This window comes from Aeromonas tecta (genome assembly GCF_000820185.1).
GTDB classification, from domain to species: Bacteria; Pseudomonadota; Gammaproteobacteria; order Enterobacterales; family Aeromonadaceae; genus Aeromonas; species Aeromonas tecta.
The window spans coordinates 164,168-173,754 of sequence record NZ_CDCA01000034.1 but is presented as its reverse complement, the minus strand read 5'-3'; the positions used below and the strand labels follow the sequence as shown (position 1 = coordinate 173,754).

At 52.5% G+C, this 9,587-nt stretch carries 20 protein-coding genes; all 20 read right to left on the bottom strand.

Going from position 1 to position 9,587, the window contains the following annotated elements:
- Window positions 1–69: 69 nt before the first annotated feature.
- Window positions 70–453, bottom strand: coding sequence for a 50S ribosomal protein L17 (rplQ, locus tag BN1137_RS14800; RefSeq protein WP_005307999.1), 384 nt, complete (start codon window positions 451–453; stop codon window positions 70–72).
- Between the two features lie 43 nt (window positions 454–496).
- A complete protein-coding gene (locus tag BN1137_RS14795; RefSeq protein WP_005307997.1) occupies window positions 497–1,486 on the bottom strand; it encodes a DNA-directed RNA polymerase subunit alpha in 990 nt (329 codons plus the stop codon).
- A 25-nt stretch (window positions 1,487–1,511) separates the two neighbouring features.
- Window positions 1,512–2,132 (bottom strand): 30S ribosomal protein S4, encoded by a 621-nt coding sequence (rpsD, locus tag BN1137_RS14790; RefSeq protein ID WP_050719328.1) that lies wholly within the window; start codon window positions 2,130–2,132, stop codon window positions 1,512–1,514.
- A gap of 39 nt (window positions 2,133–2,171) precedes the next feature.
- A complete protein-coding gene (gene rpsK, locus BN1137_RS14785) occupies window positions 2,172–2,561 on the bottom strand; it encodes a 30S ribosomal protein S11 (RefSeq protein WP_005319702.1) in 390 nt (129 codons plus the stop codon).
- A 14-nt stretch (window positions 2,562–2,575) separates the two neighbouring features.
- Window positions 2,576–2,932, bottom strand: a complete 357-nt coding sequence (gene rpsM, locus BN1137_RS14780) for a 30S ribosomal protein S13 (RefSeq protein WP_005307991.1) — start codon at window positions 2,930–2,932, stop codon at window positions 2,576–2,578.
- A gap of 138 nt (window positions 2,933–3,070) precedes the next feature.
- On the bottom strand, window positions 3,071–3,184 hold the full coding sequence (gene rpmJ, locus BN1137_RS22055; RefSeq protein WP_005319705.1) for a 50S ribosomal protein L36: 114 nt from the start codon (window positions 3,182–3,184) through the stop codon (window positions 3,071–3,073).
- A gap of 27 nt (window positions 3,185–3,211) precedes the next feature.
- Window positions 3,212–4,540 (bottom strand): preprotein translocase subunit SecY, encoded by a 1,329-nt coding sequence (secY, locus tag BN1137_RS14775; RefSeq protein WP_042652867.1) that lies wholly within the window; start codon window positions 4,538–4,540, stop codon window positions 3,212–3,214.
- Window positions 4,541–4,548: 8 nt separating this feature from the next.
- Complete coding sequence (gene rplO / locus BN1137_RS14770) at window positions 4,549–4,986, bottom strand: 50S ribosomal protein L15 (RefSeq protein WP_042652868.1); 438 nt, start codon at window positions 4,984–4,986, stop codon at window positions 4,549–4,551.
- A 2-nt stretch (window positions 4,987–4,988) separates the two neighbouring features.
- Window positions 4,989–5,168, bottom strand: coding sequence for a 50S ribosomal protein L30 (rpmD, locus tag BN1137_RS14765; protein WP_005307985.1), 180 nt, complete (start codon window positions 5,166–5,168; stop codon window positions 4,989–4,991).
- A gap of 6 nt (window positions 5,169–5,174) precedes the next feature.
- Window positions 5,175–5,675 (bottom strand): 30S ribosomal protein S5, encoded by a 501-nt coding sequence (gene rpsE / locus BN1137_RS14760; protein WP_011704318.1) that lies wholly within the window; start codon window positions 5,673–5,675, stop codon window positions 5,175–5,177.
- Window positions 5,676–5,689: 14 nt separating this feature from the next.
- Window positions 5,690–6,043: a 50S ribosomal protein L18 gene (gene rplR, locus BN1137_RS14755; protein WP_005319717.1), complete on the bottom strand. Its 354-nt coding sequence runs from the start codon at window positions 6,041–6,043 to the stop codon at window positions 5,690–5,692.
- Between the two features lie 9 nt (window positions 6,044–6,052).
- Window positions 6,053–6,586, bottom strand: a complete 534-nt coding sequence (gene rplF, locus BN1137_RS14750) for a 50S ribosomal protein L6 (protein WP_005319720.1) — start codon at window positions 6,584–6,586, stop codon at window positions 6,053–6,055.
- A gap of 13 nt (window positions 6,587–6,599) precedes the next feature.
- Entirely contained in the window at window positions 6,600–6,992 is a 393-nt protein-coding gene (gene rpsH / locus BN1137_RS14745; RefSeq protein ID WP_050719327.1) for a 30S ribosomal protein S8, read from the bottom strand.
- Between the two features lie 19 nt (window positions 6,993–7,011).
- Complete coding sequence (gene rpsN, locus BN1137_RS14740; protein ID WP_005319722.1) at window positions 7,012–7,317, bottom strand: 30S ribosomal protein S14; 306 nt, start codon at window positions 7,315–7,317, stop codon at window positions 7,012–7,014.
- 10 nt (window positions 7,318–7,327) lie between these two features.
- Window positions 7,328–7,867 (bottom strand): 50S ribosomal protein L5, encoded by a 540-nt coding sequence (gene rplE, locus BN1137_RS14735; RefSeq protein WP_005890912.1) that lies wholly within the window; start codon window positions 7,865–7,867, stop codon window positions 7,328–7,330.
- Window positions 7,868–7,880: 13 nt separating this feature from the next.
- The gene (rplX, locus tag BN1137_RS14730) at window positions 7,881–8,198 is read right to left on the bottom strand and encodes a 50S ribosomal protein L24 (protein ID WP_042652872.1); all 318 of its coding nucleotides are present in this window, start codon (window positions 8,196–8,198) and stop codon (window positions 7,881–7,883) included.
- Window positions 8,199–8,209: 11 nt separating this feature from the next.
- Window positions 8,210–8,578 carry a 50S ribosomal protein L14 gene (gene rplN / locus BN1137_RS14725; RefSeq protein WP_005890908.1) on the bottom strand — a complete coding sequence of 123 codons (369 nt, stop codon included), beginning with the start codon at window positions 8,576–8,578 and terminating at the stop codon, window positions 8,210–8,212.
- 148 nt (window positions 8,579–8,726) lie between these two features.
- Window positions 8,727–8,975, bottom strand: a complete 249-nt coding sequence (gene rpsQ / locus BN1137_RS14720; protein ID WP_005307966.1) for a 30S ribosomal protein S17 — start codon at window positions 8,973–8,975, stop codon at window positions 8,727–8,729.
- Entirely contained in the window at window positions 8,975–9,166 is a 192-nt protein-coding gene (rpmC, locus tag BN1137_RS14715; RefSeq protein ID WP_005319733.1) for a 50S ribosomal protein L29, read from the bottom strand. The genes rpsQ and rpmC overlap by 1 nt, the downstream gene beginning before the upstream one ends.
- The gene (gene rplP, locus BN1137_RS14710; protein ID WP_033130009.1) at window positions 9,166–9,579 is read right to left on the bottom strand and encodes a 50S ribosomal protein L16; all 414 of its coding nucleotides are present in this window, start codon (window positions 9,577–9,579) and stop codon (window positions 9,166–9,168) included. The genes rpmC and rplP overlap by 1 nt, the downstream gene beginning before the upstream one ends.
- Between the last annotated feature and the right edge of the window lie 8 nt (window positions 9,580–9,587).

Below are 9,587 nucleotides of genomic sequence, written 5' to 3'. Positions count from 1 at the left end.
GTTGAGGCAGTTGAGGCAGTATCAGAATCCCTTAAAAGAAAAGCCGGGACAAGCCCGGCTTTTTCTTTATCACTCAGCAGCTGCTTCAGCAGCGGCCGGGCGGTCTACCAGCTCAATATAAGCCATTGGGGCGTTGTCGCCTGCACGGAAACCGCATTTCAGAATGCGAGTATAACCGCCGGCGCGCTCCAGGTAGCGCGGGCCCAGTTCATTGAACAGCTTAGCCACGATCGCGTTATCGCGAGTACGGGCAAATGCCAGGCGACGATTAGCAACGCTATCAGTCTTGGCAAGGGTGATCAGCGGTTCAACTACACGACGCAGCTCTTTTGCCTTAGGCAGAGTCGTCTTGATGATCTCATGACGAACCAGGGAGCTGGCCATGTTACGGAACATAGCCTGACGATGGCTGCTGTTCCGGTTCAGTTGACGACCACTCAAACGATGGCGCATGACCTTATCCTTCTAACTAAATCTGTGAAACCCGTAATCTGGATTACTCGTCAGCGATGCTGGCGGGCGGCCAATTCTCGAGGCGCATGCCAAGAGACAGACCACGGGAGGCCAACACGTCCTTGATCTCAGTCAGGGACTTCTTACCGAGGTTAGGAGTTTTAAGCAACTCGACTTCGGTACGCTGTACCAGATCACCAATATAGTGGATAGCTTCTGCCTTCAGACAGTTCGCAGAACGAACTGTCAGCTCCAAATCATCGACAGGACGCAGCAGAATCGGATCAAACTCGGGTTTCTCTTCTTTCTTCTCGGGCACGCTGACATCGCGCAGATCCACGAAGGCTTCCAGTTGCTCAGCCAGAATAGTGGCAGAACGACGGATGGCTTCTTCAGGATCCAGAGTACCATTGGTCTCCATGTCGATAACCAGCTTGTCCAAGTCGGTACGCTGTTCCACACGTGCTGCCTCAACATTGTAGGCAATACGAACGATGGGGCTGAACGCGGAGTCCAGCAGCAGGCGACCAATAGGACGCTCTTCATCATCGTTGTGAACACGAGCAGAAGCAGGCACATAACCACGACCACGCTGAACTTTCAGGCGCATGCTGATTTCAGCATTGGCACCCGTCAGGTGGCAGATTACGTGCTCCGGGTTTACGATCTCGACTTCATCACCGTGAGTGATATCACCAGCGGTAACGGGGCCTGTTCCAGACTTGGTCAGGGACAGAGTTACCTCGTCCTTGCCTTCCAGCTTCACAGCGATACCTTTCAGGTTGAGCAGGATTTCAAGAATGTCTTCCTGTACACCTTCTTTGCTGCTGTACTCGTGCAGTACTCCGTCAATTTCGACTTCAGTAACTGCACAACCGGGCATAGATGACAGCAAAATACGACGCAGGGCATTACCCAGCGTGTGGCCAAAACCACGCTCAAGCGGCTCGAGAGTCACTTTCGCATGAGTCGGGCTAACTTGCTCGATGTCAACTAGCCGCGGTTTAAGAAAATCTGTTACAGAACCCAGCATTGTGTCCTCTCTTTAGAAGCTAGCTTTACTTGGAGTAAAGCTCGACGATCAGCTGTTCGTTAATGTCGGCAGACAGGTCGGAACGCTCTGGCAGGCGCTTGAAGGCACCTTCCATCTTAGCGTTGTCAACTTCTACCCAAGTCGGCTTCTCACGCTGACCAGCAACTTCCAGGGAAGCTTTGATACGCGCTTGCTTCTTAGCCTTCTCACGAACGCAGATCACGTCCTCAGGGGATACCTGGAAAGAAGGAACATTCACAACGCGGCCGTTTACCATGATGGCTTTGTGGCTCACCAGCTGACGAGATTCAGCACGGGTAGCGCCGAAGCCCATACGGTAGACGACGTTGTCCAGACGACCTTCCAGCAGCTGCAACAGGTTTTCACCGGTGTTACCCTTTTGACGGGCAGCATCGCGGTAGTAGTTGCGGAACTGTTTTTCCAATACGCCGTAGATACGACGAACTTTTTGTTTCTCGCGCAGCTGTACACCGTAGTCAGACAGACGCGCTTTACGCGCACCGTGTTGACCAGGAACGGTGTCAATCTTGCACTTAGAATCAATCGCACGAACACCAGACTTCAGGAAGAGGTCGGTGCCCTCACGACGGCTAAGCTTAAGCTTAGGACCGATATATCTTGCCATCTTCTTTCTCCAACAATCCTAGACCAAGTAGCTACAGCGTTATACGCGGCGCTTCTTGGGAGGACGACAACCGTTGTGCGGGATCGGAGTCACATCAGTAATATTAGTGATGCGGAAACCAGCCGCGTTCAGAGCGCGGATGGAAGACTCACGACCGGGACCCGGACCTTTGACCATGACTTCCAGGTTCTTCACGCCGTATTCTTTGGCGATCTCACCAGCACGCTCAGCAGCTACCTGGGCAGCAAACGGAGTGGACTTACGGGAACCACGGAAACCTGAACCACCAGAGGTAGCCCATGACAGAGCATTGCCCTGACGGTCGGTAATGGTCACGATTGTGTTGTTGAAAGATGCATGAACGTGTGCGATACCGTCGCTCACTTGCTTTTTAACGCGCTTGCGAGCACGAGTCGGAGTTTTAGCCATTTTCTACCTTCCCGTTACTTCTTGATAGCCTTGCGCGGACCCTTACGGGTACGAGCGTTGGTCTTGGTACGTTGACCACGAACAGGCAGGCTACGACGGTGACGCAAACCACGGTAGCAACCCAGATCCATCAAGCGTTTGATGTTCATGGAAATCTGACGACGCAAGTCACCTTCAACGGTGAATTTACCTACTTGCTCGCGCAGACTTTCGATCTGAGCTTCGTCCAAGTCTTTAATTTTCACATTCTCAGCAATACCGGCTGCGGCACAAATGGCCTTGGAGCGGGTACGACCGACGCCATAAATCGCAGTCAACGCAATGACTGCATGCTTATGGTCAGGAATGTTAATGCCAGCGATACGGGCCACTGTTCACTCCTACGTAGAGTAGATAACGACCACCACAAAGCCCGTGAGCGGATACATGGCGGTCAACCAATACACAACAAAAGTTGGCTGGCCATAATAGCCAGCACAACTATTTGTTGCAAGTACTAACCGTAAAAATTAGCCTTGGCGCTGTTTATGCTTTGGCTCGCTGCAAATCACACGCACCACACCGTGACGCTTGATGATTTTGCAGTTACGGCAGATTGCCTTAACGGAAGCACGAACTTTCATTGCTTAACTCCGTAACTACGCCGACCTTTAGCGGCCGTAGCCCTTCAGGTTGGCCTTCCTCAGGACGTCGCCATATTGATGAGACATCATATGGGTTTGTACCTGAGCCATGAAGTCCATGATAACTACCACGATAATCAGCAGCGAAGTGCCACCGAAATAGAACTGTACGTTCCAGGCAGTCATCAAGAACTGGGGTACCAGACAGATAAAGGTTATATAGAGCGCACCTGCCAATGTCAGGCGAGTCATAACCTTATCGATGTAACGTGCTGTCTGCTCGCCCGGGCGGATCCCCGGGATAAAGGCTCCACTCTTCTTCAAGTTATCTGCTGTCTCGCGGGGGTTGAACACCAGCGCGGTATAGAAGAAGCAGAAGAAGATAATGGCTGCTGCATAGAGCATCTCATACAAGGGTTGACCTGGCTGCAGGACCATAGAGACCTGCTGCAGAACGTCAGCTACCTTGCCCTCGCCCTGACCAAACCAAGAGGTAATGGTCCCTGGGAAGAGGATGATGCTGGATGCGAAAATCGCAGGAATCACACCGGCCATATTCACTTTCAACGGCAGGTGTGTGCTTTGCGCGGCGAATACCTGGCGGCCTTGTTGACGCTTGGCGTAGTTAACGACGATACGACGCTGACCACGTTCCACGAACACCACAAAGTAAGTCACTGCGAAAACAATCAAGCCCAGCAACAACAACAGCAGGATGTGCAATTCCCCTTGACGTGCCTGTTCGGCCGTAGCACCAATGGCATGCGGCAAACCAGCAACGATACCCGTGAAGATAATCAACGAGATACCATTACCGATCCCACGCTCGGTAATCTGCTCACCCAACCACATCAAGAACATGGTACCGGTGACCAGACTCACAACGGCCGTGAAATAGAAGCCCAAACCCGGATGAGTCACGAGTCCCTGCATCATATTCGGCAGACCGGTTGCAATACCAATGGCCTGGAAAGTTCCCAAAACCAGCGTGCCCCAACGGGTATATTGGCTAATCTTGCGACGGCCGGATTCACCTTCTTTCTTGAGTTCAGCAAGAGCGGGGTGAACCACAGTCAGCAGCTGGATAATGATCGACGCCGAAATGTACGGCATGATCCCCAGTGCAAGAATAGAAGCACGCGAGAGTGCACCACCACTGAACATGTTAAACATTTCAATGATGGTGCCCTTCTGTTGTTGGAACAACTCGGCCAGTACGGCGGCGTCAATACCAGGAATTGGCACATAAGAGCCTGCACGGAAAACGATAATCGCCCCGAGAACGAAGAGCAGACGGCTCTTCAGTTCACTCAGACCACCCTGTGCTTTAACATCCAATCCTGGTTTCTTAGCCATTGTACTGATTATTCCTCGATTTTACCGCCAGCGGCCTCGATGGCTGCACGTGCACCTTTGGTGACGGACAGACCACGAACGGTCACAGCACGGTCAATGTTGCCAGACAGAACAACTTTAGCGAAAACGATGTTCTTAGTAACAACACCGGCTTGCTTCAAAGTGCTCAAATCGACCACATCACCTTCTACCAGGGCGAGTTCGTTCAGACGCACTTCGGCAGATACCAAAGATTTGCGAGAGAAGAAACCGAACTTCGGCAGACGGATTTTCAAAGGCATCTGACCACCTTCGAAACCGTTGCGGACTTTGCCGCCACCGGAACGAGAGGTTTGGCCTTTAACACCACGACCACCAGTCTTGCCCAGACCAGAACCGATACCACGGCCCGGACGGTGCTTAGCAGACTTGGAACCTGGGGCCGGAGACAGAGTGTTCAGACGCATGCTTAGCCCTCCACCTTAACCATGTAATAAACCTGGTTGATCATGCCGCGTACGCAAGGAGTATCCTCCAGCTCGACGGTGTGACCAATGCGACGCAGACCCAGACCACGCAGAGTCGCCTTGTGCTTTGGCAGACGGCCGATAGAGCTGCGCGTTTGAGTTACTTTTACAGTGTTAGCCATGTCGCATTACCCCAGAATTTCTTCAACGCGCAGACCACGCTTGGCAGCGATCTGGGCCGGGGATTGACCCTGTACCAGAGCGTCGACAGTTGCGCGAACAACGTTGATTGGGTTGGTGGAACCGTAGGTCTTAGCCAGCACGTTGTGGATACCAGCAACTTCCAGCACAGCACGCATGGCGCCGCCTGCAATGATACCAGTACCTTGTGAGGCCGGCTTCATGAACACGGTGGAGCCAGAGTGAACACCACGCACCGGGTGGTGCAGAGTGCCATTGTTCAGCTCAACTTTGTTCAGGTTACGCTTAGCCTGTTCCATTGCCTTTTGAATGGCAGCTGGAACTTCACGGGCTTTACCGTAACCGTAACCTACACGGCCGTTACCATCACCCACCACGGTCAACGCGGTGAAGGACATGATACGACCACCTTTAACAGTTTTCGAAACACGGTTTACTGCAATCAGCTTTTCTTGCAGTTCGCCGGCTTGAGATTCGACTTTAGCCATCTTCGACTCCTAGCTTAGAACTGAAGACCAGCGTCACGAGCAGCGGTAGCCAGAGCGGCTACACGACCGTGATACTTGAAACCGGAACGATCGAAAGATACGTTCTGAACGCCTTTGGCAATAGCTCGCTCAGCGATTGCTTTACCTACCGCGGTAGCTGCATCAGCATTACCGGAGTATTTAAGAGCTTCACTGATGGCTTTCTCTACTGTTGAAGCAGAGGCCAGAACTTCGGAACCGTTGGCTGCGATAACCTGCGCGTAGATATGACGCGGAGTACGGTGAACAACCAGACGGGTCGCTCCCAGTTCCTGCATCTTCTTCCGAGCACGAGTAGCACGACGGAGACGAGCTGCTTTCTTGTCCATAGTGTTACCTTACTTCTTCTTAGCTTCTTTAGTACGCACTTGCTCGTTGGCATAGCGTACACCCTTGCCCTTGTAGGGCTCCGGAGCGCGGTAAGAACGGATATCGGCGGCGACTTGGCCAACCAGCTGCTTGTCCACACCACGGAGAACGATCTCAGTAGCAGTTGGGCATTCAGCGGTGACACCAGCCGGCAGCGCATGCTCTACCGGGTGAGAGAAGCCCAGGGCCAGCGCGACAGCATTGCCCTTGATGGAGGCTTTGTAACCTACACCAACCAGCTGCAGCTTACGCTCGAAGCCTTGGGTAACACCGATTACCATGTTGTTAGCCAATGCACGTGCAGTACCGGCCTGAGCGTCAGCACCAGCGATGCCGTCGCGCGGGGCGAACTTCAGTACATTGTCTTCTTTGGTCACTTCTACACCGGCGTGGATGGAACGAACCAGAGAACCTTTACCACCTTTGATGGACAGTTCTTGACCGTTCAGAGTCACCTCTACGCCAGCAGGAATAGTGACGGGTGCCTTAGCAACGCGAGACATTTCCGACCTCCTATTAAGCGACGTAGCAGATGATCTCACCGCCCATGCTTGCCTGACGGGCAGCACGGTCGGTCATCACACCTTTAGACGTGGACACGATAGCAACACCGAGACCGCCCATGACTTTCGGCAGATCAGTAGTGCGCTTGTAAATACGCAGGCCGGGACGGCTCACGCGTTGGATCAGTTCTACAACCGGCTTGCCTTGGAAATATTTCAATTCAATTTCCAGTTCCGGTTTCACATCACCTGCTACGGAGTAGCCAGCGATGTAACCTTCTTCTTTCAGCACTTTGGCAATAGCCACTTTCAGCTTGGAAGAAGGCATGGAAACCGCAACTTTGCTCGCCGCTTGACCGTTACGGATGCGGGTCAGCATGTCCGCGATCGGATCTTGCATGCTCATAGTCTAACTCCCGAGATTCTTACCAAGAGGCCTTTTTGAGACCTGGAATTTCGCCCTTCATGGCATGCTCACGCACCTTGATGCGAGACAGGCCAAACTTGCGCAGGAAACCGTGCGGACGACCAGTAATATTGCAACGGTTACGCTGGCGGGACGGACTGGAATCACGGGGCAGCTGTTGCAGTTGCAAGACAGCATCCCAACGCGCTTCTTCAGAAGCGTTCATATCAACGATGATAGCTTTCAGCTCGGTTCGCTTAGTGGCGAACTTGGCTACCAGCTTCGCACGCTTTGCTTCACGTGCTTTCATGGATGTTTTAGCCATAACCCTAACCTTACTTGCGGAATGGGAAGTTAAAGGCAGCCAGCAGAGCACGGCCTTCTTCATCGGTATTCGCGGAAGTGGTGATGGTGATATCCAGACCACGGACGCGATCGACTTTGTCATAGTCGATTTCCGGGAAGATGATTTGCTCACGCACGCCCATGGAGTAGTTACCACGACCGTCAAACGCTTTAGCGTTCAGGCCACGGAAGTCACGGATACGCGGTACGGAGATGCAAATCAGCCGTTCCAGGAACTCCCACATACGCTCGCCACGCAGGGTTACTTTACAACCTATCGGGTAGCCTTCACGAATCTTGAAGCCCGCAACAGATTTGCGAGCTTTGGTGATCAGTGGCTTCTGACCGGAAATGGCAGCCATATCGGCAGCAGCATTTTCCAGCAGTTTCTTGTCAGAAATCGCCTCACCAACACCCATGTTCAGGGTGATTTTCTCGATCCGAGGGACTTGCATGATCGTCTTGTAACCGAACTGCTTTGACAGTTCTTGTGCTACATCGGATCTGTAGTAATCATGCAGTTTCGCCATCGTTAAACTCCAATTACTTCACAAGTTCGCCGGTAGACTTGAAGAAACGAACTTTTTTGCCGTCTTCAATCCGGAAACCAACGCGATCAGCTTTGCCAGTGGCAGAGTTGAACAGCGCTACGTTTGAAACATCGATCGGGGCTTCTTTGGTGATGATACCGCCAGCCTGACCCAAAGCGGGTACCGGCTTCTGGTGTTTCTTCACCTGGTTGATGCCTTCCACGAGAACCTTACCTTTTGCGATCAGAACTTGAGTGACTTTGCCACGCTTGCCCTTGTCTTTGCCGGTAAGAACAATCACTTCGTCTTCGCGACGGATTTTAGCTGCCATCGTTCGACTCCTTACAGTACTTCGGGTGCCAGGGACACAATCTTCATGAACTTCTCATTACGGAGTTCACGGGTCACCGGGCCAAAAATACGAGTACCGATTGGCTGTTGGTTGCCGTTAAGCAAAACAGCCGCATTGTTGTCGAAACGGATGACAGAGCCGTCCGGACGACGAACGCCTTTACGGGTGCGTACGACCACCGCGTTATACACATCACCTTTCTTCACTTTACCGCGAGGAATGGCTTCCTTGATGGAAACCTTGATGATGTCGCCGATGCCGGCGTAACGGCGGTGCGAGCCACCCAGAACCTTAATACACATTACACTGCGAGCGCCGGAGTTGTCGGCTACACCCAGCATACTTTGCATCTGGATCATTTTAGTGCTCCGCTTTGTTTACTTCTTATCCCTTTCGGGATCTGGCTGCCTTCAAAAGGCGCGAAACTATAACACAGCTCTTTTTGAAAAGGTAGCCTAAAAAACAAACGGCCCCGAAGGGGGGCCGTTTGGGCAAAAAAGAACCTAATTAGGCCTTTTCTACGACAGCAACCAGGGTCCAGGACTTAGTCTTGGACAGCGGGCGGCATTCGCGGATTTCCACGAGGTCACCAGCTTTACACTCGTTGTTTTCGTCATGTACGTGCAGCTTGGTAGTGCGCTTGATGATCTTACCGTAGATCGGGTGCTTTACCTTGCGCTCGATAGCGACGGTGATGGACTTGTCCATCTTGTCGCTAATTACACGACCTTGCAGAGTACGGATTTTGTCAGTCATTACGCACCTGCCTTCTCTGTCAGTACAGTCTTGATACGTGCGACGTCACGACGCACTTGTTTCAGAGTGTGAGTCTGAGCCAGCTGGCCGGTGGATGCTTGCATGCGCATGTTGAATTGCTCACGCAGCAGACCCAGCAGCTCCTGGTTCAGTTCATCGACGCTCTTTTGACGCAGATCTTGGGCTTTCATCACATCACCGTCTTAATTACGAAAGTGGTCTGAACGGACAGCTTAGCAGCGGCCAGGGCGAAGGCTTCACGAGCCAGAGCCTCAGGAACACCGTCCATCTCGTACAGAACCTTGCCAGGTTGGATCGGGCATACCCAGTATTCGACGTTACCCTTACCTTTACCCATACGAACTTCGAGGGGCTTTTCGGTAATCGGCTTGTCCGGGAACACACGGATCCAGATCTTACCCTGACGCTTAACGTGACGGGTCATGGCACGACGGGCTGCTTCGATTTGACGAGCAGTCAGTTGACCACGGGTAGTCGCCTTCAGGCCAAAGGTACCGAAGGAAACTTCGTTACCTGAGTTGGCCAGACCGCGGTTACGACCTTTGTGGGTCTTGCGGAATTTAGTACGCTTTGGTTGCAACATTTACCGAA